The 25,620-nt window shown below is 44.8% G+C and carries 22 protein-coding genes; 7 read left to right on the top strand and 15 right to left on the bottom strand.

What is annotated here, in order from left to right; genetic code table 11:
• Window positions 1-8: 8 nt before the first annotated feature.
• Window positions 9-1,127 carry a flagellar basal body P-ring protein FlgI gene (locus HQM11_14600; GenBank protein MBF0352260.1) on the bottom strand — a complete coding sequence of 373 codons (1,119 nt, stop codon included), beginning with the start codon at window positions 1,125-1,127 and terminating at the stop codon, window positions 9-11.
• Between the two features lie 486 nt (window positions 1,128-1,613).
• Here HQM11_14600 and HQM11_14595 point away from each other — a divergent pair, with 486 nt between their 5' ends.
• Window positions 1,614-2,024, top strand: coding sequence for a hypothetical protein (locus HQM11_14595; GenBank protein MBF0352259.1), 411 nt, complete (start codon window positions 1,614-1,616; stop codon window positions 2,022-2,024).
• 10 nt (window positions 2,025-2,034) lie between these two features.
• On the opposite strand, the gene HQM11_14590 is transcribed toward HQM11_14595, so the two are convergent.
• The 4 genes from HQM11_14590 to HQM11_14575 form a co-directional block, all read right to left on the bottom strand.
• Window positions 2,035-3,864 carry a hypothetical protein gene (locus tag HQM11_14590; protein ID MBF0352258.1) on the bottom strand — a complete coding sequence of 610 codons (1,830 nt, stop codon included), beginning with the start codon at window positions 3,862-3,864 and terminating at the stop codon, window positions 2,035-2,037.
• A gap of 3 nt (window positions 3,865-3,867) precedes the next feature.
• Window positions 3,868-5,001 (bottom strand): ABC transporter substrate-binding protein, encoded by a 1,134-nt coding sequence (locus HQM11_14585; protein MBF0352257.1) that lies wholly within the window; start codon window positions 4,999-5,001, stop codon window positions 3,868-3,870.
• Window positions 5,002-5,307 carry a hypothetical protein gene (locus tag HQM11_14580; protein MBF0352256.1) on the bottom strand — a complete coding sequence of 102 codons (306 nt, stop codon included), beginning with the start codon at window positions 5,305-5,307 and terminating at the stop codon, window positions 5,002-5,004.
• 303 nt (window positions 5,308-5,610) lie between these two features.
• Window positions 5,611-8,037: a hypothetical protein gene (locus HQM11_14575; GenBank protein ID MBF0352255.1), complete on the bottom strand. Its 2,427-nt coding sequence runs from the start codon at window positions 8,035-8,037 to the stop codon at window positions 5,611-5,613.
• Window positions 8,038-8,281: 244 nt separating this feature from the next.
• Here HQM11_14575 and HQM11_14570 point away from each other — a divergent pair, with 244 nt between their 5' ends.
• Window positions 8,282-8,890 carry a porin family protein gene (locus HQM11_14570; protein MBF0352254.1) on the top strand — a complete coding sequence of 203 codons (609 nt, stop codon included), beginning with the start codon at window positions 8,282-8,284 and terminating at the stop codon, window positions 8,888-8,890.
• 20 nt (window positions 8,891-8,910) lie between these two features.
• Window positions 8,911-10,659 (top strand): hypothetical protein, encoded by a 1,749-nt coding sequence (locus HQM11_14565; protein MBF0352253.1) that lies wholly within the window; start codon window positions 8,911-8,913, stop codon window positions 10,657-10,659.
• Window positions 10,660-10,674: 15 nt separating this feature from the next.
• On the opposite strand, the gene HQM11_14560 is transcribed toward HQM11_14565, so the two are convergent.
• On the bottom strand, window positions 10,675-11,100 hold the full coding sequence (locus tag HQM11_14560) for a hypothetical protein (GenBank protein MBF0352252.1): 426 nt from the start codon (window positions 11,098-11,100) through the stop codon (window positions 10,675-10,677).
• 94 nt (window positions 11,101-11,194) lie between these two features.
• Between HQM11_14560 and HQM11_14555 the strand changes: the two genes are divergently transcribed.
• Together HQM11_14555 and HQM11_14550 are read left to right on the top strand one after the other, a co-directional pair.
• Window positions 11,195-12,100: a MoxR family ATPase gene (locus HQM11_14555; GenBank protein ID MBF0352251.1), complete on the top strand. Its 906-nt coding sequence runs from the start codon at window positions 11,195-11,197 to the stop codon at window positions 12,098-12,100.
• A 7-nt stretch (window positions 12,101-12,107) separates the two neighbouring features.
• A complete protein-coding gene (locus tag HQM11_14550; GenBank protein MBF0352250.1) occupies window positions 12,108-13,535 on the top strand; it encodes a VWA domain-containing protein in 1,428 nt (475 codons plus the stop codon).
• A gap of 13 nt (window positions 13,536-13,548) precedes the next feature.
• Here the strand turns inward: HQM11_14550 and HQM11_14545 are convergent, their stop codons facing one another.
• The 4 genes from HQM11_14545 to HQM11_14530 all read right to left on the bottom strand — a co-directional run bounded on the left by HQM11_14545 (window position 13,549) and on the right by HQM11_14530 (window position 19,543).
• On the bottom strand, window positions 13,549-13,752 hold the full coding sequence (locus HQM11_14545) for a hypothetical protein (GenBank protein MBF0352249.1): 204 nt from the start codon (window positions 13,750-13,752) through the stop codon (window positions 13,549-13,551).
• A gap of 10 nt (window positions 13,753-13,762) precedes the next feature.
• Window positions 13,763-14,020 (bottom strand): hypothetical protein, encoded by a 258-nt coding sequence (locus HQM11_14540; GenBank protein ID MBF0352248.1) that lies wholly within the window; start codon window positions 14,018-14,020, stop codon window positions 13,763-13,765.
• Window positions 14,021-14,099: 79 nt separating this feature from the next.
• Complete coding sequence (locus HQM11_14535) at window positions 14,100-14,708, bottom strand: 2OG-Fe(II) oxygenase (protein ID MBF0352247.1); 609 nt, start codon at window positions 14,706-14,708, stop codon at window positions 14,100-14,102.
• Between the two features lie 332 nt (window positions 14,709-15,040).
• Window positions 15,041-19,543 carry a GAF domain-containing protein gene (locus tag HQM11_14530; protein MBF0352246.1) on the bottom strand — a complete coding sequence of 1,501 codons (4,503 nt, stop codon included), beginning with the start codon at window positions 19,541-19,543 and terminating at the stop codon, window positions 15,041-15,043.
• Between the two features lie 141 nt (window positions 19,544-19,684).
• Between HQM11_14530 and HQM11_14525 the strand changes: the two genes are divergently transcribed.
• Window positions 19,685-19,873, top strand: coding sequence for a hypothetical protein (locus HQM11_14525; GenBank protein MBF0352245.1), 189 nt, complete (start codon window positions 19,685-19,687; stop codon window positions 19,871-19,873).
• A 41-nt stretch (window positions 19,874-19,914) separates the two neighbouring features.
• On the opposite strand, the gene HQM11_14520 is transcribed toward HQM11_14525, so the two are convergent.
• The 3 genes from HQM11_14520 to folE form a co-directional block, all read right to left on the bottom strand.
• Entirely contained in the window at window positions 19,915-20,892 is a 978-nt protein-coding gene (locus HQM11_14520; GenBank protein ID MBF0352244.1) for a hypothetical protein, read from the bottom strand.
• An 8-nt stretch (window positions 20,893-20,900) separates the two neighbouring features.
• On the bottom strand, window positions 20,901-21,125 hold the full coding sequence (locus tag HQM11_14515; GenBank protein ID MBF0352243.1) for a hypothetical protein: 225 nt from the start codon (window positions 21,123-21,125) through the stop codon (window positions 20,901-20,903).
• 224 nt (window positions 21,126-21,349) lie between these two features.
• On the bottom strand, window positions 21,350-21,925 hold the full coding sequence (folE, locus tag HQM11_14510; protein MBF0352242.1) for a GTP cyclohydrolase I FolE: 576 nt from the start codon (window positions 21,923-21,925) through the stop codon (window positions 21,350-21,352).
• 417 nt (window positions 21,926-22,342) lie between these two features.
• Between folE and HQM11_14505 the strand changes: the two genes are divergently transcribed.
• Window positions 22,343-24,367 (top strand): hypothetical protein, encoded by a 2,025-nt coding sequence (locus HQM11_14505; GenBank protein MBF0352241.1) that lies wholly within the window; start codon window positions 22,343-22,345, stop codon window positions 24,365-24,367.
• Here HQM11_14505 and HQM11_14500 read toward each other — a convergent pair.
• Window positions 24,364-24,684 carry a divalent-cation tolerance protein CutA gene (locus tag HQM11_14500; GenBank protein ID MBF0352240.1) on the bottom strand — a complete coding sequence of 107 codons (321 nt, stop codon included), beginning with the start codon at window positions 24,682-24,684 and terminating at the stop codon, window positions 24,364-24,366. The two genes, HQM11_14505 and HQM11_14500, sit on opposite strands and share 4 nt — an antisense overlap.
• A gap of 33 nt (window positions 24,685-24,717) precedes the next feature.
• Window positions 24,718-25,614, bottom strand: a complete 897-nt coding sequence (locus HQM11_14495) for an alpha/beta fold hydrolase (GenBank protein ID MBF0352239.1) — start codon at window positions 25,612-25,614, stop codon at window positions 24,718-24,720.
• Window positions 25,615-25,620: the final 6 nt, after the last annotated feature.

Raw genomic sequence — 25,620 nt, 5'->3', positions numbered from 1 at the left:
CTTAAGTTTTAACGAATGATCAGTTCAGCATGCAGAGCGCCAGCGGTTTTTATGCTTTTCAGCACTTGCGCCAGGTCTTTGCTGTTTGCTCCAATTTTATTAAACGCGTCAACCACTTCTTTCAAATCCGCGCCACCTTTCATCAGCAGTACATTGGATTGAATGGTTTCCCCTTCGACAGGCGCAGGTATGGGTCCAGCCGCACCCGGAGCGATAGGGCCTGCAGGAGCGCGTGCCGGTAATTTCACCTGGATGCTCATGCCGCCATGGGAAATGGCTATCGGCGAAATCCTAACATTCGCCCCCATCACCACAGTTCCGGTCCGTTCATCCAGCACCACTTGAGCCACGTTGTCAGGCGTGATTTCCAGATTTTCAATATATGAAATCAATTCTACCGTGTTTCCCAGATAGCTGTCAGGGACTGAAATCTCGACAGTTCCAGCATCTTTGGCTTTGGCGGAACGGAATCCCAGTTTCTGATTAATCATCTTGGCGAGCCGGAAAGACGTGGTGAAGTCAGGATCATTGAGATTCATAAACAGACGTGCCCGACTATTCAGATCCAGAGTGATCTCCTTTTCCACCAGTGCGCCACCTGGAATCTGGCCGACAGAGGCCACCATGCTGTCTCCGATACTTTTTTTCAGACTTTCATCCTGCACATCAATTTCATTACGACTCACTCCTTTGGGAATGCCCACGATCGGCCCCTGAGCCACCGCGTAAACCAGACGGTTTGGTCCCCTCAACGGCGCCATGACCAGCACGCCCCCACGCAAGGATCCGGCATCACCGATTGTGGATGCGGTGACATCCAGTTGCTGTCCCGATTTCGCAAACGCGGGTAACGTTGAGGTTAACCAGACAGCCGCAATGCTTCTTCCTGAAATATCTTCATTTTTCAGACTGATGCCCATTCGTTCCAACGCATTCACAATCGGTTTCCGCGAGAGCAGACTTTCCGGAGAATCTCCGGTTCCATCAAGTCCGACCACAATACCGAAACCTGTAAGTTGATTGCTCCTGGCTCCTCGCAAGGATGAGATATCCTTCACTCTCACAGCCAGGGCTTCTGAAAAGAGGCATCCTGTGATCAGCAGTATCAAACACAATTTTTTACACATATCCGTTTTCTTTCAAAAGAGGACGTTGATTTCACCAATAATGATTCAAGAACAGATAATCCTTGATAAACAAGAGAACAAACCCTGATTCTAAAGGAAAACGGAATACAAGTTCAATGCCACTACATTTTGAGACAGAACGTCATGGGAGAGGAATGGTGTCCTACATTGGGTCTTATCAGGCCTTGGAAACAATTATGATTGGTGAATAACCCCGTGTTTCAAAAAAATTCGGGAAAAATTTGCCATCACGCTGAATTTAATACGGAGCATACCGGAGAGAAGAATCCCTCATGAGGTTGGATACACGACGGATCAGAATCAATAGAAATTTTTTAATGCGGAAATAAAAGTGGTCTGTTTTGTGCTTTGCTTCATGCATTCGCTCAGATTGTGAACAGAAACAAATGAATGTATCGGCACAAATCTGAATTTCAGGGACATGTGTTGTCAGGGAATGACAACATTTTTAATGAAAGGACTATCATGGAAACCATCTTGCTCGCGTTTTGTGCCATGTCATTGTTGCTCTCCAGCATGATTGTCATTGTGGAATTGATTCGTGACCAACGAAACCACAGTGCAGTGGTTGTGATTCCTGAAATTCAGGAACTCCCGGAAGCACAAATCCCTCTCAAGGTTGTTTCTGACCCGGGTCATCAATCCGGAAACGCGCTGGCACGACAGTTCCTGATTCTGAAACGTGATCTGGTACAATTGGGATATCGCAGTCCGGAGCAACAAATTCAGTTCATCAACTGGATTCTAAACAGTCATTACACAGAGATCCATGAACTGATCATTCCTGATCTGAAAAAAGCGTTCAGCATCATTAAACGTTATAAAATGTCACGGGAAGAATCTGTCATCAGCCAGGTGGTTCCGCAAACAGCGTAATACACTTGCATCATGACAGGAGAGACGGTGTTGGAGGCGCTTGTGTGACAGGAATACGAATAATCATGACGGTACCTTTGGAAACTTCACTTTGAACCGTGAGTTCCCCATTATGTTTTTCAATGATCTGTTTACAAATACTCAATCCCAGGCCTGTTCCCCGACGCTTGGTGGTGTATAGCGGTTCGAATATTTCCTCCAGACGTTCGACCGCAATGCCTGATCCGAAATCCTGAATCCGGATTTCATCCATCTGAAGTTCTTCATTCCGCAATGCAGTGACCTGAACAACCCCCATCTCTATAGAAGCATCCGCCGCGTTTGTGAACAGGTTCAAAAAGACCTGTCGCATCTGTACAGGATCTACTCTGATGATAAATTCCTCCGGATTTGATTCATAGCGAAGTTCAATACGTTCCTTCAGTTGGCCATAGCGGAGTGTGTCATAAACCATACTTTTCAGATCGATCTGTGTGAGGGTCAGTTCTTTAATCCGGGTCAAATCCAGCAAATCTTCCAGCACATGTGTGGCCGTATTGATTTCATGATCCATGATATCCAGAAACTGAGTGACATCTCCCAATTTGACATCAGGACGTCGTTTCATATAATAAACCGCGTTTTTCAGAGAGCTCAGGGGATTTCGCAGTTCATGGGCAATATTTCCCGTAATTTGTCCCACTGTGGCCAGTTTTTCCCTGCGAACCAGTCGTTTGGCCAGAGTTTCCATTTCCATTGTTTTGATTTTTACTGCCTGTGCCAGTGATTTGTTATGTTCCCTGATCTGTATTTCATTATCCCGTAACACTTCTTCACGGGTTGCGATCGCTTGAATCATCGCATTGAAATTTTCGAGCAATGTCCTGATTTCAGAATAGCGAAAATTTTCCCGGATCGGTTCATAAACCCCCTCCGTCACTTTTTTGGTGCTTTCAGTAAAATGCAGCAATGGGCGGAGGGCGGAATGCATACTGAACAGGGCCACACAAAGAGCAACCACCAGGGTCGTGCCGACAATCAGCAAGATGATTTCATTGACATGCTCAACTTTAGCAAAAATATGACTTTCATGCTGGTAAACCGCAATACGCCAATTCATGGGTTTCACGGTGGAAATAATGCCCATCAGATTTCCCTGAAACAATTGCAGATCATGTATCGAATCAGAATTAACCGGCAATTTGAGCTGTTTTATGTTGACACGTTCCATAATCATTTTTTCATCATGATGGGCAATAATGGTCCCGTTTTGATCGGCAATTACCACCTGACTGCCCGTATTGCTGACAATTTTTTCAACCAGTCCGCGCAAGTAGAATAAATTGAGATAGCCGACAATGACATATTGCCCCTGAGCAATACTGAGAGTCACAACAGGATAGTGTATCTTTGGTGACATAAACGTGTCTGACCAATAGATTCCGTTATTTTTCAGGGCTTGAACAAAAAACGGCATCAACGACATATCGTTCCCTGTCAGATCAGGATTCAACGGGGCCGTATAACGCATTGTCCCCTGACTATCAATCACCTCAAGCCGTTCAAAATAAGTGTGATTTTTCAGAATGTTTTCCAGATAATCAGATCTTTTGGAAATTGAAACCAGATCATGCTCCATCACCGTGACAACATCCTGCAAAGTGCGTTGGGGACTATAGAGAAAATTCAGGATTTCATGAGTCAGTGTTTGAGAAAGCAGGAGATGCTGTGAGTTGATTTCATCCTCAAGCGTGCGGGTGAAATGAAACAGAATGATGGAACTTGAGATCAACAGAGGAACAAGAATAACCAGGATAAGCTGGAGGATGAGCATGTTTTTAAGGCTTGAGATCCATTTCACGTTTCAATCCAGTGGCACAAACTCACCATTTTTAATGACGAGCAGTTTAAGAGAACGGCTTGGATCTCCATAGGCATCCATGCGCAGATCACCTTGCAAACCATTGTATAAATTTTCTTTAAGAATTGTGTGACGCAGTTCCCGGACATCCGAATTCTGCCTCAATGCCGCAAATAGCATCGATGCGGCCTCATAACCATAAACAGCCGCAAAATTCGGTTCTTTGCCAAAACGATTGGTAAAGGATTCATGAAAATTCCGGTATGCGTCTTTTGAAAAATCAGGTTGATAGGTTCTTGGAAACACTGCGCCTTCAAGACTTTTTCCACCGTTTTGGATCAATTCCAGGGTTTTCGCCCATCCGCACCCCAGAAGGGGAATCGATTTTCCGGTTTTCCATAAATGTTGAGCAATCATTGCCGTATCCATGGCACCCGCCACAATCAGCAACGCGTCAAATTTCACCTGCGGAAAAGATTGTGTCAATTCCTTCCATGAAGGATTTTTGGAAGAATTGAAGGTCAATTCACCTTCAATGTTCCCCCCCTGACTGGTGAACGCTTTTTTAAAATTGGCAACCCACTCTCCTGAATAATTGAGATTGGATAAATCATAGACAATGAATACTTTCTTCAACGAACGCTGGATAGCATGTTCGGCCACTCGCAACGTTTCACTCTTATTGGGTGGCGTCATGCGAATGAAATAATCATCCAGTCCTGAAAGGGAGTTGGTGCTGGTTGTCGGACTGATCATCAGCATCTTTTTTTCGTTGATCAGAGGAATTACCGCCAGAGACATGGTACTGGTCATATGTCCGATAATGGCAACCACATGTTTTTCCATCAATTCCCGATCCACCTGAATCGCGACTTCAGGCAGGTTCTGATCATCCTTTGTAATCAATTGCAGGGGTCTGCCCTCAATGCCGCCTTGTTCATTGGCCTGTTCAATCGCATGGGTTACGCCATCTCGTCCGGCAATGCCAAGATCCGCGAAATTTCCGGTCATGGTTCCCGCAAAACCAATCTGGATCGGTGTCTTTTTTTTACAACCCGACAAAAGCATCATCAGCACCAGCAATGACACAACCATGATTTGACCGGAACGTGGATCACGAGAACAGGACGGGATCATCTATTTCACCAGTCGTTGGGGTTTGGAGTCAGGCACTCTTTTAATTTCACCTCTGGCTTCCAGGTCCAGTTTCACGGTGGTGGTGTACCAACTCACAGACCCCAGGCTGGCTTTGATCCGCTCAGGCAAACCAGTCTCAACCAGTGTCGCAAGATCTTTGAACAAGATTCCTTCCCCACCTTTGGGTACAACCTGCAGAATCGCTTTTTTGACAGCCTCATATTTCCATTTTTCAATCCGTGTTCCTTTCGTTGCTGACGGAGATTTGCAGAGAACTTTCTGCTCCGTTTTTGGTGTCGTAGTCATATTTACTCCTATAAATTGTGAATTTATTGTTGCTGTAAATTTTCTGGTGACGGCAACCGAATCAAGCCATCGCACGGTGTCATTCCGTGCTTGACACGGAATCCATCGGCGCACTCCTGGATCCCCGTTTTCAAGGGGATGACATCGTGGAGGGCCACAGGATTTCATCACCAAATTATTTACAGCAGGAATTTATTTCAATAATGAATTACAAAAAAATAAAATCCCACAGGATCGGAATGACCGTTCACGGTAGCCCGGGGTTACGTCCCCGGGAATGAGCCTGAACATAACCCGGCTCATTTATTTATCCATCAATGGCACATCGTCTTCCATTCCGTTGGGATCTGTCTGAGCGTCTTTTCGTAGAGGATACAACTTACGATTATTCCACATCACATAAACTTCCTGAAGTACCTTTCGATCAATTTTATTGAGGTGTACAAACTGGAATGTCTGAGTGTACTCAAATTTTGGAAAAAAATGAAGGTACTGTTTTATTTTTTCTAACTGATCCTGTTTGACCACACCTTCCTGGATCAGCATCTTGATATATTTCAAATGCTGTGACAGGTGCCGGTACTTTTCCGGCAACGGACTGTCTGGTAACGGTGCCAGAGGAAATGATAAAAAATCAAACAGAGTTACAAAATGATTCATTCCGGCAATCGGCACCATGATCACTTTATCGATGAAGCAACCTTCCCATTCTTTCATGAGCTTGAGCAAACTGTAAACACTATTGGGCTTAACCTGTCCATCCTTGTCAAAAACATGCAATGGATTGACAGGTTTGAGTCCTTGCCGTTGCTGTTCTGCATAAACAACGGATTTAATATCATCTGGTATGTATTTATCTGAAATGTGCAACCGCAAAAAGCGCAGTTTGTCTTTTAAGCCGATGGGCAACGTCAGGAATCGTTCCAGAATCAGCGGAATGGATACTTTCTGATTTTTCGCATTGCTGAGTTCAAAACTTACCACCGTGCGTATGGCCCGTTTATAAACCTGAATATTCGGACGTTCCACCTGTTTGCTTTTGAATTGCCGAAAGGCCTGTGGATGTTTCTGCAACGAGGGATCAACTTCCACTTCTTCAAAGGTCATGTGCCCCTCAGGGACTTCTGGTTGTGGCAATCCAAAAATTTCCCGGAAATTTTCGGTGGGGTGAGACTTGATAAAGTTTTGCTCATAATTTTGCGCAAACCCTGTGTCCATCGCCTCACTGGATTCGGCCGCGGCAGCCATTGCCATTTCCCGGACGTGTTTCAGATAGGCAGTGATATCCGCGGAAGTCATGGCATTGGGTTTACGAACCGTTTCATACAAGCGGTTCAAACATTCCTCAATGTGGGCTTCAATGTCTTTCTGGGTAAGCTTTTTACGATCAGGATTTTTCGAAAGCGCTTCCAGTTTGTTTTGCGCGTCCTTGAGCCTGCGTGATTCTTCACTGAGATGTAAATCGTTGATCACTTTGGGCGGTGGCCTGAAATCAAATATTGACAGACTGATGTCTTCTACCAGTTTCAGCAGGACATTGTTCTTCTGGCGTTGGAGCAGTTCATTGCGTAATTCAATGAATCTGGTTTTTTTCTCAATTGCCAGCAACTGAATCAAACGTTTTACAAACTTTTCATCCATCGAATCCAACAGATTCCCATAAAGTCTGATCAGTGACTGTACATGCATTTCCAACTGGAATCGTTCAAACAGATTCGGTTCCTCCTTCAATAAAAAATCCACCAGATATTTCACAGCCTTGCCGCCTTTAATATCATGCAGGGTAAGCAATAAAAAAGTGAAGGCGGCAGGAGGAAATTGCCGGAGCGTATCCAGACGTGACTGAAAAATCGCCAGTTGATGATTGGTCAGGGACTGATGTTCCTTGGGGGTGATCAACAGCGGCATCGTGTTCCGCAACATGTCGAAGTGATATTTTTTAATATAGGGGTGGGCTTTTTCATTGTGCAGCAAATCCTGTGTCATGGCATTGGGCGGAATACTGATCCGCTTTTTGTACATGAAAGCCGTAAAAAAATTGGAAAAAATTTCATAGATGTTTTCTGCCATGCCACCATGCGTGGAATTGGCCAGCAGATCAAAATAGTATTTGAAGAATATGGCAAAAATCCCTTCCGCAAGATAATGATTTTCTACAATATTCTGTTTGTTATTGCCTGGAAGAAACTGAAACGTCTGGATAAAATTATACAAATCGCCCCGAATCAGATAGGGGAAATACGTAGAATGCATATCTTCGGTAAAGGCTTTCTCATGCAGATCTCCGGCTGAATCCTCAGGAGACAGGGTGCTGATAAAAAACCTGGCCGGAACATTCAGGGTGGCTTCCTGACCGACCAGATAACGCACCCCCAGCAAACGAATGTATTCTGAATGTTTCTGAAAGGTTTGATTACTGGCTAACTGTCCTGAAATCAGAAACAAAAAGCTGGGAATCACATTCAGCAATTCATCAAACACATCACCGATCTGACTCAGTTGGGCAAAATGGGCCTGAACATGAGGGGATTTGAAATAGTGAGTGATATCCAGTTTGATGACATGCCCGATTTGTTCGCTTTTGGGACGAATAAACAGACTCACCATTTTAATCAGATTGGTAGAATGAACATCCATACCAATTTTCCGCTGAATTTCTTCCAGCAATTTGGCCACAATCTGCGCCGATGGATATTGTGTCTGTGTGCTTTGATTCATTTCGGTTCCCATGGAATTCCACAGCCTGAAGAATAAAACTTGTTCTGACCACAAAAAGCCTGTGATCTATCGTCAATTTAACCGGTATGCACCAAATTGGGACAGGATTTGCATTAAGATTTCCCCATCCAGAGGGTGTAAATCACTATTAAAAGAATAAAACTGAAATAACAAGGTTAGCTTCGTTGATGCTATTCTCATTCCTATTCAATAACTCAGGATCTGGGAACATAACTGTCTAGTCCATAAACAGCCCATGAAATATCTGTTCTGCCTTATTTTATCATCGGTCTTCGTCTTTTCCGCACATGCGGAAGATTTTGAAGAAACCATGGAGGAAGTCCCCCGATCATTTGCCACGTACAATTGGAGTGTGGGCGCAGGATTGGGCGTGTATTCGCTTCCTGAAGACAAGGATTTCAGCGCGTCAGGTTACCCGCTCGATTTTTTTCTGGATCATAATGGCGACTGGATGGACTGGAGACTGGGGTATAACATGACACAGGCAGACCTCACCTATGAAGCTCATGGTAAAACATGGAAGCATAAGGCACAGACAGACAGCCTCTATCTGGATTACCGTTCCACCAGCATCAACGGTTCTCTCGAAATTTATGGTTTGGCAGGACTGGCGTATATGAACAGTGCCCTTAAAACCAATAATAATATAGCCAATCAGACTGATGCAGGATTTGGTCTTACGCTGGGAGCGGGTTTATTTTATATGATGAAAACATGGGGGCTGGGTGGGCAGTTTCATGTTTTTTCGAGAAACTCCAATTTTAATAATGTCAGTGTTGCCACAGGTTCCAACCAGTTTTTGCTGATGGTCAAATATATGTTCCCTGGGGAACCTCTTCCTTAACTTTTTGTAAAACAATGGTCATGCTATCTCGCCCTTCTAGTCTTATTCTGAGCTGGCTGTTGCTTGGACTGATCGCAGCCTGCACCAATGATACAGGTTCACAACAGGAACTGGAAAATAGTGACATGGTTCTGTCAAAAGCCCGATTTGTAGGCTTCAATCTGACAGATCAGGACAGGATCAACGGTGTCACCCGTCTGGTTCTCAGTGGAACCCAACCCTTTGAATCCATTTTCTGGAAATGGCATGATAATGGTTTGAAAGGAAACAGTTTGATTCCAACCATTTCAAAAGATGGACAAACCATCAGTCTGTTTCATGTGCAGTCATCCCCACTGGCTAGCAACGGACCGGTTCTGCTCAACAGCAAAACCAGTTACCCCTCGCTGGAAACCCCGAAATTTTCTGATAAAACCTTTCCCCGGAACATTGCTCGTTTTCAGGGAGTGGTGCCCATCTATCCCAGACGGATGTACACCACCAACTATGACAAAAATGGAACAGTCGTCACAACACCAACCAACACTGTCAGTTCATGGACGCTGAAACTGAATAAAAACAAGATACTAACCGAAGCGACCCTCATCTCTAAAAAAGAAGGAAACACAGACAATCAGTTTGTAACCAAAAGTGTTTTCACCTATGGCAAGGATCCCTTTGGCGGATCTTTTTATGCCACAGATAAAGTGGTCTATAAAGATGCCTCCGAAGACATTTCCTTCGAAGTGAAAACCAGTCGAACCGTCACGTCTGATGACAAGTATAACACCCGGATAGAGGAAATTACCTGTTACAACGTGGATGAGGAAATTGGTGATTACTGCGAACTGGGATATGCCCGCCAGAGCATCACAGAAGAAACTGACAAGGTGGCGCAAACCCGAAAAACCACGACAGTCCGGTATTCCGGCGAAAAAACCTCCACTGAGTTTTTACGTGAAGTGAATACCATCGATTATTATGATCTGAGCATTGAAAAAATGCAGCGTCAAACGATCCTGAGATTTACAAAAAGCGCAGGTGTTTCAAGTGCGCAAATCACCAAAGACTACGAATATGATAACAACGGCAACCTGGTCCATGAATATAATTACAACCCTGTTTTTCTTGCTTCTACCAAATCCTACACACTCAACGCCAAAGGTCGCCCTGGCGCAGTTGATATTTTCGATCAGGATGACAAATTGACGTTTGAGGCGCTTTACACTTATGACACGCTGGGGCGAAAATCATCTCGAGTGGCTTATGACATTGGCTCCAGCCAAACTTGCAGTTCCACAGACATCACCGAAAACAGCATTTCTGTCTCCGGAGGAAAGCAGGAATACAGTTACAGTCAGGATGCGGATTCGATCACATTTTCTATCGTTAAATACAATTGTATCAATAATGGAATCGCAATCGATCCTTCCAACAAAACCGAGTACACCTATGACCTCAAAGGTCGTCTGATCACATCCATGGCTTACAATTATTCAACAGACTCCTCAAAATTCATATTGGCCACACAAGTTGAATATACCTATGATTTGACAGGAGAAAAAACAAAAGAGCAGTATTACTATGTGGATGACACAGGCGATGCCACGAAAAGTTACAATATTTCCTATGAATATGACGCAAATCTCTATCTGAAAGCGAAAAAGTTTTATGATTCCGAGGGCAATCTCTGCAAAGATGGCGCGACCGATACGACCACGCAACTGTGTGTGAATGCCTGTGAGGCCGAGGTTCTGTGTTACACGGTCACCAGTTACATTTATGAATGACCCGCTCAAATTGATTCAATACAACTCCTTCGACATATATAAATCCCAGTCCAGGTAATAAACCCACTGAATGCCATAGTCAAAAACCTGAAATTCGACAGCGGCTGAATCCAGCGACAGGGCATTGCGCTGAAAATGTTCAAACATTGCGGTGACATCCTCAATAATCCTGGGATAAATGTATTGATGATCAGGATGGGTGGCAGAAAGGTTGCGTTCAGCAAAACCTGTGCAGGTTCCCAGCAATGCCAGTTCCAGCCATTGCCGCAACATTTGATTTCCAATATCTGTCACCATGGGCAACAGTTCTTCCCAGCGTTGCCTGACAGAATCACCCAAAGAAGAATTTTGCAGACTTTCCAGTTTTTCGCGGATTTTCAGATTTTGCCCTGCGGTCACATGGGTTCGTTGAATCAGTGCTTGCACATCAGGAGGTGTCATATATAATCTCTGTCCATCAAATCAAGGGTGAAGAAGAATCTTCAAACGTTTCAAGCCGAACACTAACTCAAAATCTGAATGGATGGAGTTCCCCATGCAAGGCATCTTTCCCGCCAACCCCCAGGAAATCAAAGACGCTCTGGCTGTCAGACATTATATTGCCAGTGACCAGATTGCCACGGTGATGTATCTGGCCATCAAAATGAAAAAACCTCTGCTGGTTGAAGGCCCGGCAGGCGTTGGAAAAACCGAACTGGCCAAATGTATTGCCCAGGCCATGAATCTGGAGTTCATCCGCCTTCAATGTTATGAAGGTCTGGATGAATCCAAGGCACTGTATGAATGGGAATATGCCAAACAACTTCTTTATATTCAGATCCTCAAGGAAAAAATTAGCGATACGCTGGCTCATACACAAACCATTAATGAGGCGGTCAAGGAACTTTCATCTCAGGAAGATGCTTTTTTTTCAGAAAAATTTCTGCTGAATCGACCCCTCTTGAAATCACTCCGAAGTCCACAACGGTGTGTGTTGTTGATTGATGAAGTGGACAAATCAGACCCTGAATTTGAAGCATTTCTTCTGGAGTTCCTGTCAGATTTTGCGGTGACAATTCCAGAACTGGGCACCATCCGGGCAATTGAAGCTCCGGTGGTATTGTTGACATCCAACGATCAGCGCGATCTCAGTGATGCCCTGAAACGGCGTTGTCTGCACCTGTTTATTGATTATCCAACCCTGGAAATCGAACAGCAGATCATTGCCGCCAAAGTTCCGGAAGCCAATCCCAAACTGCTGTCACAAACACTGGAATTTGTCCATAAAGTCCGGAAACTGGATTTGAAAAAAACACCCAGCATTTCCGAATCCATTGACTGGATCCAGAGCCTGCTGCTGTTGCAGTTGAAGGAATGGAATCATGCGGATATACGCCACACGCTCTCGGTTCTGCTGAAATATCAGAGCGATGTTGAGCTGGTCAGAAAACAGTTGCTGTGAGGTTTTCATGGAAAACACCATTGCCCGCTTCGCCAAAATGCTCAGGGCCTCCGGAGTCATGGTCAGCCCGGCTGAAACCGTGGATTGCGTCCAGGCCCTGCCTTGGATCAACCTGTTTGACAGCAACCAGTTTCACACCACATTGAAAGCTTTTTTTGTCAAATCCCCCAAAGATTCTGTCAGGTTTGACCGCTGTTTTGAATTGTTTTTCAGCCATCAGGACCCTGTAGAAACATTGTCCGAAATGGATAAAATACAGGAAACAGAATCTGACCGCCCGATTGAATTCGCTGAACAATGGAAACAGGAATGGGAAAACCGGGATAGCTGGCTCTCGCCGGAAGAAGACACCGCACGCGAAATCTCGGATTTTATCTTGCATGGCAGCGAAGGCATTCTTGAACGGATTGATCAGTTGCGCATGGGAGAAACCCAGGGCAGTTCAGGAAAACTTCCAGCCTCAGGAATCATGATTTTAGGGCAGAAACTGCGAATCTGGCGTTCCATTGACCAAATCCGGGGACAGCTCCATCATTTTTTTGATCAGAAAGTGGAAGAGTATCCGGACATTCAGCCTGAAATACTACGTTCGCGCGAACGCTATGACAGACAATTGAAAATGCTGGACCGTATGCTCTATGGCGAAACCACCACCCTGTCAGATCATCCCCGCATCTATCGGTCGCCAGTGATGCCGCATGCCACAGAACATCAGCGCAGTCTGGTGGATCTTTACAGGACAGATCAGGAAAAACTGCTGGAATTGATGAATCATCTGATTCGAAAAATCACTACGGCCCAGGCGTTGCGTCAACGCCGTAAAAAACATGGAAACATTGATATTAAAAAAACGTTCCGGCACAGCATGCGTTTTGGCGGAATCCCCATCAAACTTCATTATCACGCCCCCAAAAAACACAAAGGGGACTTAGTGATTTTATGTGATGTTTCAGGATCCATGTTTGGCGTGGTTCAAGTGACCTTGAGCCTGATTTATGCTCTGTCCAGTCAGTTCCGCAGAATCCGCAGTTTTGTGTTTTCAGACAACATGGAAGAAATTACCGATTATTTTCATGGATTTTCCTGGGAACAATCACTTCATGCCATCATGGACGCAAAACCACTGAAACAACCGGGACAATCCGACTATGGACAGGCCTTCCGTGATTTTGAGCAGAACCACATGGAACTGATTGGCTCCAGAACCACCGTCATGATTCTGGGCGATGCCCGCAACAACGGCAACATGACTGAACACCATATTCTCGAAAAAATTTATAAAAAAGCCCGCCGGGTGATCTGGCTAAATCCTGAATCCTCCCGACTCTGGAATTCCGGTGACAGCGAAGTCAATACCTATCTGCACTATTGTACTGAATTTCGGGAATGCCGCACCTTTGAACAGCTTGAGGAATTTGTGGAAAGCCTGCGATGAGGTGCTGAATTGTTTATGAAGCTTTTCGATTCCTTTCAAAAAACAAACTGACACACTCTTGCCATTCAATCAGCGTTGCCGGATCAGCACTTTCACCATCGAGCATGATTTGCATGTCACTTAGTATCATGGCAATATCGTCTGATTTCGTCCGTTCATAGTATTTCCTCAAGAAAATCTCCATGATTCCATAAGCTTGTATTTCGTCTATTTTCATAAATACCTTTTTAGATGGGTGGTAATTTTCTTGGTTTCAAGTTGATTCCGCCATTTCTGATTTTTGAATCTCTGACACATACCCAAACCTGGGTTTCATCAGGAAATATTTTGGAATACCAGCTCGTACCATTTTCATCCACGCCATTCAGATTTTTATCGGTCACAATAGACATGAGAAGTTCTCTGTTTTCCGGAGTGTCTTGCGATAGATGTCCTTTGGCATTTCTAAAAATGTGTTTGGCATTATTTTCAAATATTGTGATCATTATATTCTTTCAGAGATCTGATTTATAAATTCATTTTCATAAAATATGAGGGGACATAAATTTCATGTCAAGCCATTCCTCACAGCAGAGGTCTGCGACGGAACCAGTTGGTGACACTGAATCTTTGCCTGTTTGCCGGAAGCACTTCATGAAGAATGGTATCACTGCGAAAAATCGCACAAGTTCCCGCCTCCGGAGGAACATCAACAAAATGCTTCTCATCCGCATGAATTCTAAGGGTTCCACCATCTTCTCCGGACCATGTTTCATTGAGATACAGCACACATGAAATCGTCCGTTGATCATTATCCGCAAACCTGTCTCTGTGTCTGGCATAAAAGGCACCAGGCGGATAAATCGCAAACATGGATTCGACCTCTTCCAACCCCAGAAACAATTCCCGATTCAGTTGTGCTTTCATGTTGTCCAGTAAATGATTCCATTCCTCTACATCGGGTGTCTGAACCTCATCCATCCAGAAAATATAATCGCTCCGGATTTCAGGATTCCTCAAATAATTATTTTGACGTCCGACTCCTGCTTTTTTGAATTCATTTTCCTGCCATAAATTCTCTGCTGTTTTTTTTAACGCTCCAACCAAATCCCTCGAAACGAAATCTGTTTGAACAGACCAGCCATGCACGGTCAGATCCGTTATGATCTGAGCCCATTGTTTGTTACATGCCATAGGATAACCCGGAAAACTGATTTTGAGATCCAAACAGCGTCGGTCCCATGAAGGACAACACATCGCCTGTTCAGGAAAAACATTGCGGGCGTTCTGCGCAGAAACCCCGGTAATCAATAGTTTTTCAGAATTTTCCGTTGGAACTGAAATGCGGAACGCCACAAAACATGACGAAGAGACACAACAGGGTATAACTCAGCCGTATCCGGGTTCCCGTTGGAAATGAGGGAAAAGAGAGGAAAAAAAGAGATGCGTTTTCATGGAGAAGATGCTCATGCATTTTTTGAAACTTTTTAAATTTTAACGTGCGGACTGTTGTATCTCAACCGGAATCACTGCACAAGCGGCGTTTGAGGCGACAGCGTCTCTAGTTGCTGTTGCCATTGATTGTGATGATACCTGGCCACCGGGTCTTCCGGATAAATCTGGAGTGCCTGTTGGAAATGGTGTTCTGCGGAGGCCCAATCCTGAACGTATCGATGGGCTAAGCCCATCTGAAGATGCGTTCCGGATTTTTGTTTGAGTTCCCGAATTTCAGCAGAATCATGGTCAAAAATCTCATAAATGGTCACCCACTCTGATTTTCCCCGAACCTGAATATAATCAATTTCCCTGTAACTGAACAATTTCATGGAGTGGATCATTTTTATGGTATGGCCGCTGACGATGATGGGCACACCATATTGTTTGGTCAGACTTTCCAGACGTGAGGCCACATTGACCGTGTCCCCCAATACTGTGCTGTCCATCCTGTCACGGGATCCTACTGTTCCAATCACCACAGGACCACTATGGATCCCGATTCCGGTTTTGACGGGATGATACCCTGATTGCGCCCGGTGCCGGTTATATTCCGCAACCGCTTTCTGCATGGTGATTGCCGCATGAATGGCGCAAACGGCTTCCTGTTCATCTGTTTGGTCGGGCAAATCAAACAAGGCCATGATCGCGTCACCAATGAATTTGTCAATGAATCCCTGACACTGATGAATTGCGTCACTCATTCGCTGAAAATAGGCATTGAGAAAATTCAGCAATTCCTGAGGCGTGACCGTTTCTGAAAAACCTGTAAAATTCCGGATATCGGAAAACAGCACCGTAATAAAATCACCTTGAGCAACACCCAGCGCGATTTCTTCGAGGTTTTCACCAGCAATTCTGCGCAAAAACTGCTGTGGTACAAATTTTTGAAAGGTCTGTGTCATCGCCATGATTTTTTGGGATTCCGCCAGTTGAAACCTGGTTTGCTTCAGTTGCGAATACAAGTGAGCGTTGTGCACCGCCGACGCAACCTGGGACACATACCGCTGGATTCGTTCAAGATCCTGCTCCTCAAGAGAAAAAGGTTCCTCTGAGTGCGAAAACACCAGTGTGCCGATGGCTTTGTTCTGGATGATTAAAGGAAACAGAAGATAGGAGGCGACAGGATTTATTTGATGAAAATTGTAATCCGCCTGAAAAAAGCATGAAACCATTTCAGGAGTGACAGGGGAAAAATAATAAATTTCCTGATTCAGGCAGGTTTCACAAATATAGCTTGTATAAGCCTTGAAAGGTAATTCCACTTGCAGAATCTGACTGGCTATTTCATGAGTCACTCCTGATCCGTAATAAACATCCGCTTTCATGATCTGTTTTTCGGAGTCCACCAGAAACACACCGCACTGGTTGAAATTCAACACATTGACCAGGGATTGCATGACAGCCATGATCACATCCTGGATATTCAGTGTGGAATTGACCAGACCCATGACCTGATTGATATGTGACATTTCGTTGTGAGCATCAGCCAGTTGTCGGGTTCTTTCCTCTACTTTGTCTTCCAACCCCTGAGTCAGACGGATACTGTTGAGAAAGGGGCCCAGGGCACTGCCGATCTGATGGATAAAATCTTGTTCCATCAACGAAAACAGCGATCCATCTGTTTTCTCATCCAGCAGAATCACACCAATGAGTTGCTCTTCATAGTAAATGGGATGAATGATCTCCGCCTGCGTCACTCTGTCCCCTGCCTCATTGAGAATGTCCAGGAGGAATAATTTCTGTGCGATTTCCTCCTGAAAATAAATTTTGTTTCGCTGTACAATTTTAGCGAAAACAGGGTGTGCGATGCTCAATTGCAAGGGTTCTTCGGCTCCGTACACCGGGTTGGCCTGCTCAAAAAAACCTGTCTGGAAACTCCGGTAGTCCCAACCCGAAAGTTCTGTCCGACCTTGAGAAACAGCCAAAACCGCACAGCGTTCAGCGGATACCTTGTTAAACAGGGAATAACTCACAAACTGAAACACTTCCCGATAACGGGTGGACTGTGAAAGCAGTTCTATCAGAAAATCAAAATTTTGTTGAAAAGACACTGTTTCGGGGGGAATAAACACGTTCAATACAGCGATCAGAACCCGCTTGAGAATAAGATAAGCACTCAGACCGGCCATGACTTCCAGAACCAGACTCCATGGCGTCGGAATATGCCACAAAGCAAGAAGGCTCTCCAGAAAGAACATGGTGAAAACCAATACAATCCCAAGCAGAATCCAATAGGCTCCTGTACGGATGAGGGCGAGCAATTCCTTGAGGTTGTGCACCATCATGCCATAAGCCATGACAGATAACGGAATGAAAGAAAAATTCCCCGAAGGATACACTTCATAGCCATGCATTGCGGGAATATTGCCGAACAGCATCACTGTCGACAGAAACCATCCTGCCAGCAAATAGAGTGTACGATGCTTCTCAAACGGTTGAACACTGTGATGGTAGTGCTTGAACAGAATGATGACACTGTAGATAATTCCCCCGGTCCAGCAGAGACTCATGAAGTCAAACAGAACTGATTTTTGGGCGAAAAATCCCCATTCATAACGGTACATCCCCTGAAAATACCAGGATGTCTGGCTGAGAGGCACCATCATGAAACTGATGGCATAACCGACTTTTACCAGCCATTGATGCCGTTTGCGCCTGGTCAGCAGAAACAGCAAATGCAGATTGAGACCTAACGTGAGCACGAAAAAAAAGTGATTCAACCGTGCCAGACGGAGACCAATGGTACTATCAGGCACAATGCTGTTCAGAAAAATATCAAGATTCAGAAAGCCATACAACAGACAAATCAGGTTGAACACCTGACTTTCCTGCTGATTGGGCGCGAATTTAAGCAACATGAATGAAAGTGTGAACGCGCACAGAAACGAAACAAGCGGCGGCAAACCATAAGGAATGATGCGCTCCAGGATGTATTCCGGTGGAAGATCCCGTAACGTCCACCACAACACAGGAACACAGGCACCATATCCCAGCCAGGTACAACCCGTGAGAATTTTTGCGAGTATCCTTTTTTTTGTATACGGATTGAATTTAAGCAGATCATGACGAAATATTCCCCAGGCCATCATGAACATGGGAAGAAAGGTAAAATTTCCGGGTGGATACAGCGAAATACCGAAAACAGGCAACGCACTGCCCAGATTGAGGAGCGCCACAAAGGAAATCCCCGCAAAGATAAAACCCAACTGCTGTTTTCGTTCTGAAGTTGTGTCCACCCGCCATGCACGCCACAGCAAAAACAGGCCCCAGAGCAACATGACTCCTGAATTGACTGAAAAAATCAGAAATCCCCAGGAGGGAACGGGATACCATCCCCAGGAAAACGAGCGCATTGTATCCTGATAATACCAGGATGTAGGAACCGTGCACATGAGCATAAAAGACAGCAGATAATTGGACACGATCAATTTCCGGTGTTGCCTGTCGATGAGCGTATAGATCAGATGCATATAAACCGGCACCTGATAAACCAGAAAAAAATGATCAATCCTTGTGATGACAAGGTCTGTCGTCGCATCGCCCAGGACATGATGAAACAGCATCTCAATGCCCAGTCCTCCCCAGAGCAGGCATGTAATTCCGAACAACCGGTTATCCATCTGCATGAAACCCGCGGACAAACAAAATGAGGCCAGTCCGAAACAGGTCACAATGGTCACCAGCGAAGGCAATCCATAATGAATCACCCGATCATAGACATCCGGCAGAAGCAATTGTTCAGGAATCAGCGCGATGTAAACCAGCGCTATCAATGGCGCCATCCACGCAAACCAGAACATGACTTTTGCCAGTGTTTTTTCTGAAATCCAGCTTTGTTGTGTTTCCAGAAAACGGTAACGCAGGACGCCGTAGGTCATCAGTAGCATTGGAATAAAAGCAAAATCTGAAATCGGATAAATACGAATCTCCAGAGTATTCAGAATGGCAGAGATGATCTGCAACATGGCATTTGAGGCAAACCCACCCAGAACAAACCACAACTCCTGCTGTTTTTTGACCGAATTGTTACGCAGTAACTGTTTGATCAGCAATGCGGTTCCATAACACACGACCAGCAACGCTGTGAGGCTAATTGTTTTTTGAAACCATCCGCCCCTCCATCCCAGACCATAGGGAGTTTCCTGTATTCCCCAAATATAATACGGGGTCAAAACCAGCGGCAATGAAAATAAAATAAACAGATACAGGAATCGGGGTAGCCATTGACGATTCTGAAGGCCCACGACTTTATGAATAAAATGAATTCCGACAGGAATGCTGAACAGATAAATCATGGCATCGCCCCTGACAATGTATAATGCCAGTTGATGGGATATCAGCAGATGGCGAAACGCAGAATTAAGACAGGAAATTGTCTGGATGATCAGGAAAATGCTGAGCAACTGATGTTTTCGTTCTTCCCTCCCCGTCTGGATGATCAGGGAGGCCAGAAAAAATAACACACAGGCATTCACCAGCAGGAGAAACACCCGAGGGAAAAAATAATCAAAGCGTATGAGGTCAAACAACATATTCCCGAAGAGCTATCAATGAGTGAGGATTGGGTATATCGACCTCTAACAAATTAGATGATTTATTCCAACTACAAAGTTCGGAAAATTCGGAAAAAAACCTTAGCCATTGGGCGGGGACACTGCCGACGAGGACACTGTGTGGAAATTTTTTTCTACCGGGATTCAGCACAGCGGAACAAGTCACTGATTTATCCGGAAGAGGGGGGGTGGGTGGATGTCGTACAGAACACGATCAACGAACTGCATGGCAACATGCAGGTTGAAACCACCCCTGATCAGGGAACCAGTTTTATCCTGCGGTTTCCTCTGGCACAGGACACTGCATGATGCAGAGTCCTGCCGGGAAAATGCTGTGTTGCCTGTCTTATCTAAACATCCATGATATCGACATAAACCATGGTTTGATTGAGCAGTTGATAGGCCACTTCACCAAATGTCATGGGACCAATGATGTCGCCTGTTTTTTTGCCTTCCAGTTCTGAATAAAGAAAATTCAGAATACAGTTGCAGGAAAACGCGGGATTGGAAACTTCAGCCGGCACAGCCGCCTGAAAATCTTTCACATAGTCCGCTACAGGTGCCGCAAGTTTGTATTCCACATGCTGAAATACGGGCGCATACAAATTCACGATTTTTTCCGCTTCAAGAACGGCCTGGAAACTCACGTTGACCATGGCACCACAATAATTGGCCACCAACGGATAGCGTGTGTCAATTTTATTGGCTAAAACATAATCCGCAAAATTCTGTTTCTTACCATTAATGTAACAATCATTGACACTGAAACCTTCTGTATCAAAGGTGATCGTGTCGCCATTGCCCTGTTGGAAAATATTGACAATACCAATGGACGCAAGTTTGTCAGGCGGCAAAGTAACATGCATCACCACCGCATCCTGGTCAGAGTTGTCACCAGTCATGCCATTGAATGTTTTGGGGGTAATTTTCCCAAGATCACTCAGATGCACACCCGCAATCCACCCGATGATCGGACGCAGAAAAATATTTTCAAAGCCCGGTGCCTTTTCCGCATAATCGACATGGGCCTTGCTTGTCGCTGGAATAATGATGACAGAAAAGCCGTTTTCAGGGGCATCAGCGGTAATTTTTGAGAGCTTCGCAGCGCTATACCACTGAATCTGAATATCTTTCAAATAAGCTGGTGGTTTACTGGCAAAGATCTTGTCCTTGGTGGTAATCCCTCCAGTAGTGTCCATAAAATAAGGAATTGAGCCGCCAATCCATTTTCCGCGGGGAAGTTGCTTCAACAAGTCTTCGTCACCCGCTAGAAACAGGATTTCGCCTTCTTCAATTTTTTTCCGTGTTTCCTCAATACTCATTAACATAGTTACTCCTACCCAAAAATCGCTTTAATATCATTACCCAGCAAACTCTCATACTTGATAAAAAACTCATGAGCTTCTTTAACGCACCTTTCGATGTTGGCGGTTGAACGGTCTTTTTGACTTTCACGCAACAATCGGCTGATCAACATGCCGGCTGGTACTACTTTGAACTGATGGGGCAATGCGCCGGTCACCAGTTGTTTCCATTTGGGATTTGATTTGTCAGGAATCATAACAATCCTTCTTTGTATTCATTGCTTCACAACTTGATTTAACATAAAAATGAGACTCAAAAAACCATACTTGGTTGCCTCTATCAGAGGAATATCTCTTCCACAAGAAAAATTTTTCTAAAAACGCGGATTTTTCTCCTAATCATGATTCACAAGACGTCCACATTTCGATCCGACGGGAACAAAGCGTGATTCGCGCAACACCGGATCATGAAGCCTCGATTCTAGATTTTCAGGGGTGTGTTGGATTGTGCCAACGCCATGAATTCATTACGAACCACGCCATCATCCATAAAACAGCCCAAAAGAGAACAGGTTGTCATCATCCCCTGATGATTGACACCGCGCATTTCCATGCACATGTGTGAGGCCTTGATGATCACCCCAACCCCTTGCGGAACCAGATTTTCATTTAAAAACCTGGCAATATCGCTGGTCAGATTTTCCTGAACCTGGGGGCGTCTTGAAAAAAAATCCACCACTCTGGAAAGTTTGGAAAGTCCGCAAAGCCGCTTGTCCGGGATGTATGCGACAGTTGCTTCACCAATAAACGGCAACAGATGATGGGCGCAAATGGATTTGACCGGAATATGCTGGAGCACAATCATGGATGGCTCATAATTTTTTGCCACCGCGAAAGTGGTCATCTTGAAATTCTGGTTTTTTAACCCGGAAGCCAGTTCATTGGTCCAGGCTTTGGCAATACGATGGGGACTATCCTTGAAATGTTCACTTTTCAAATCAACGCCAAGTCCATCAAGAACAAGACGAAATCCTTCTTCAACCTGCTTTTTATTCATGGTATTTCCTCAATCATGAGAGTCAATTAGTATCATCCATGGTTTCAATGAACAATGAGTTCAGGTTTTGTTCATTCAAAACAGGATTGATAGTGATTAAACACGTGCAGATGATCCTGCGGTTTGAATTGAAAATATTCTGCACAGTCTTTTCTTATTAACAAGGCAACTATGAACAAAATTCCACTTCTACCGGATCGCCTGTCCAAACAATTGAAGAAGGAAACCTTCAGGGTGCGTTCATTAGAGTCTCAAGCATCACCAGATCGAACGGAAACCCGATCGTTTCAGCACTTTGTGTAAACCCTGCAAAAGCTGTTTTGTTAGAATAAACTTTTCTGAATAGTGATGCTTTGGAAATAAAGTTGCATGAAGGCCGGTCATGTATCTTCCAGACACTCTGTTGTATGATCGACTATGAGCAAAGACAAAAAAGTTACCAAAGAATTGCTGACGCGGGAAGTAGCGTTCAACAATGCTGATAAAATGGTGGATGAACTCAATTTTTACCTTGAGCAGAATCTGCGGTTTGATCAGGAATATTATGAGATTGTTGGCTCAATTCTCCCGAAAGGCAGTGAGGAGGATATTGAAGCATTGAGGAGTATGCTGGAAAAACACACGGAACGTGCAGCCTCCATGGAATATTACGCGCTGATCAGAGCACCCAAACAGAATGAGGTCATTCCACGCATGATGGATGCCATTCTTCTGCGCTATGGATTGTTGCGAGTTTCGGATCTGATCAAGGAAATTCTGTCCTACAAAAAGAATATCCATGAAGACGACAGACAAGCCTACATTCATATTTTTATCCAGCGCTGGATCTATAAATTCTGCCGTTATATCCTGCAACTGGAGGATCTGCAACCAAGACTGATTGAAGCCTTTGCCAAAGAACAGAACAAAGAGAAGGACGGCTTCATCGACGCACTGGAAACAATTGAATACCTCAACAAGCGTCAAACCCGCAACATTCAGGGATATGACATTCATAATTTCCGACGCATGTACATCGTTTTCAGCAATTTGCTGATGGCCTATTTTAAAAATGGAATCTCCATTCCATGGAATCTCCAAAAAATATTTATCGAATTTCAAAACAAAACCACCTTGAATTATTCAGATCTCGAACAAACTTCGGAAGTGACTCAGCATGAACAAAAATGTCTGCTGTTGCCACCCGCGAACCCCAGACAATTCTTTTTGCAATACAAGGAAATCTCCTCGCCCATGCGCAAGGCTGTGCTTGTCGGAATGCTGACGCCCGTGGAGCGAAAACGGGTGATTGAAGAATACTGTGTGTTGAGCATTAAAACTGTTGCGGACATGTATGCGTTTATTTCAAACAAACTCACCTCTACAGAAGTGACAGAGTCACAAGGACGTGACTGGATGATCAATGGGTATGACACCATCACGGAAGTAGTCCGCGAAAAGAAAATTCTGGAAGATTCATCCATTCCGGAAACAATCCGTAAAGTGTTTGGAGAACCCGTCAACTTTCCAGTACCCGAATTCCGGAAACCCGCCAAAGGCCTGGTGATTTCCGCCCAGCAGATCAAGGATTCTCAAAAAGCGCCCTCGGCCCCATCACCTTCAAAATCACCCAAAAAAGAAGAAGGTCCGAAACTGATTGATATTCCAAATCTGACACAGGCAAATTCAATTGAGGAGTTGAGAGACAAAAACAAGAACGCCTTGAACATTGTGATTGTTCAAGACAGCAATGTTCTGGACCTGATTGTCCAGAACTGGGAACTTCGAAGCAGTCTGACATTTCCTGAAATGGTTGAGTTTGCCAGAGTTCCGCTCCAGTTTTTAATTCCCAAGATGCCGGGCATGCGTCCCGGACGCCGGTTTATTTCGATTGCCTATATGATTGCCCTGGATCTGGAACCCGAAGCCGCCGCAAGTTTTCTTAACAAACTGCACAAAAAAAATCAGGTCACTGAAATACGGGTGGCACAACTGGAACGACTGTATCCGCAAGCCCGTGAAATGCTGGCGCCCTTAACCGAAGTGAATAAGGATGTTCGTAAATTGACTGATAAATATAACAACATCAATCCCGGGTTGTTTTTTGAGAAATGCACCACATTGAGAAATCATTTCATGGAAAATTTCTCATACTTTGAAAGTCTCATTTCCTATTGGAATCTGATTGAAGAAATTTATTACAGCATCGCCATGGGAACCGCCGTAATGGGGAACATCACTGACCCGGAACCCAAAGACATCGAACATTTCGTGTTGAACCGCAATGATGAATTTGTGAATGCCTATGAAAAGACGCTGTCATTTCCTGAATACAGGGTCATCAGGAATTTTATCCGAAAAAAATATAGTGCGGAACTTCAGAAACATTTCCTCAATGTGAAAATAAAAAATGATCTCATCACCATTGCCCAGTCATCCCCCATCAATCTTTCCGAGCGTTAACGAGTTTCTCTGGTAATCCATTGTATAAAATCCGGATTGCCCGAAGCAATCCGCAGTTCCACCACGCAGGGACAGTCATAGGGGTGCTGCTTCCGGATAAATTCCGTCAATTCAGATACCCGTTCCACAGTTGTCTTGGCCAGCAGTATCACTTCCTGCGCCTGTTGAATTTCCCCGTTCCACCAATAAAAAGACTGCATCCCCGGAATCAGATTCACACAGGCGGCCAGCCGTTCTGATACAAGTTTTTCAGCCAGTTTTCCGGCGTCTTCCATGTTGGGCATGGTGACATACATCAAGCTCGTTTGGTGCTCCATAAACGCCTCTCCTTCAAGAATAAAGGGCTGTAGTCAGTCAATTACAGATAAAATACTTTGGGCAAATTCATGGGGAACTTCTTCCTGTAAAAAATGGCCTGCGGGAGTTTCTGTCACAGAAGCATGGGGTATTGCCTGTTTCAAACGGCTCAAGGCCCGTCCCATGATGGGATCGCGGGTTCCCCAGATAAACGCGGTTTTGCCTTTAAATGACCGCGCCCATGCATCGCTCTGTGCCAGTTGTTGGAGGCTCGGGTGGGAGGCGTTATCCGGGACCATTCGGGCCAGTCCCAACATGGCTGAGCGGTCCTTGATGTGCCGCAACGGATAAAAATAAGCCAAATGCTCACGGAATCCAATTGAGCGTTTATTGCCCTGAACCTGACTCAATACCGGCAGTGGAAACGCCAATCCCCGGAACATGAAATCACTGACAAACGGCACATGGGAGAGACGATGAAATTGTGTGGTCCGGATTGGAAGTTTGGGAAGAAGAACAGCAGTGTTGGCAAAAACAGCCCCTGTGATTTTTTCAGGCATTCTGGCGGCAACCCCGGATGAGATTGGTCCGCCCCAATCCTGTGCGGCAATGACCATTTTTTCAATTCCGAGTGTCTGGACCAGCCCACACATGGTCTGGATATGAAATTCAAGCGAATGATCCTCAGGCCGGAGCGGTTTATGGCTGAATCCCAATCCAGGCAGATCAGGAACCACCACGCGGAGTCCTTTGGACGTCAGCAGAGGGATAATTTTCCGCCACAAAAACGACCATGTCGGATTCCCGTGAAACAGCATCACGATGGGTCCTGAACCTTCATCCACCAGATGGATGGGCATGCCATTGACCCTTATGATGTTTCGTTTGAAAGGAAACATGGACGCCAACCATTCTGGCAATACTGGTAACTCTTCAACGCTGGTTTTCATAAAGGC

The sequence above is a fragment of the SAR324 cluster bacterium genome (assembly GCA_015232315.1).
Taxonomy (GTDB): Bacteria; SAR324; SAR324; order SAR324; family NAC60-12; genus JADFZZ01.
This window is presented reverse-complemented; position numbering and strand designations above follow the sequence as displayed.